Genomic DNA, 731 nt, shown 5'->3' on the forward strand with positions numbered 1-731 from the left:
GCACTGAAGCAGGAGGAGATATGGACCAGTATTTCACCCAGAAGTCCGAACTGGAGCGCAAGCGAGAAGAGGACGAACGCCAAGGGAAAAAACGCGCGGCCGCCCAGCAACAGTGGTGGGAAGAGCGGCAGATGGACCTCGACGCCGCAGAGGAGGAAAAACGCTTCCAAGAAAAGAAGCGCATCGATGAGAAGGCGCGCTTTGACAACAAGCTCCTTGACGCGAAGAGGGAAGAAGACAGGCAGTTCGGCGCGAGAGATTCGGCCCCTCCAATGGACCGAGAGCGCACGAATGCCAAGGAAGCCAAGGAAGCCAACCAGCCTGGGCAGGGTCCAGAGAAGGAACAGGACCAGCTGAACCCGCAAGCAAAAAAGCGCGGGGTCTCTAGCTACGGCACGAGCGATGAACCTGAGCAAACCTCCGACCAGAAGGTGGAGGAAAAGGCCAGCGCCACGCCGAAAAAAGAGACTGCGGCCTCCACGGAATCCGACGTCGTCTCTGCACCAGCCAACGATCGAGCCCATGCCATCGCGGTGACCTCGAAAGCGAGTGAGCGAAGCAAGACCTACCTGGCTGAGAAAGGGCAGGCGAAGGCTCCGGAGCAGGAGGTCGAGCACAGCCAACAACGGCAGAAACAACTGGGGATCCAACGATGAAAATCCTGCTCGCTTCTGTCGTGCTCGTGGCATCGGTTTCGGCGCAGGCCCAAGGCTTCTTTAAGAAAGCTACAC

General features: G+C 58.5%; 1 protein-coding gene. It reads left to right on the plus strand.

All coding sequences use genetic code 11. From position 1 onward, the window contains the following. A partial coding sequence (locus tag AC066S_RS39000) for a hypothetical protein (RefSeq protein ID WP_478271930.1) occupies positions 1–656 on the plus strand: 656 nt, incomplete at its 5' end. Positions 657–731: the final 75 nt, after the last annotated feature.

The sequence above is a fragment of the Bradyrhizobium sp. CFUWI genome (genome assembly GCF_056429085.1).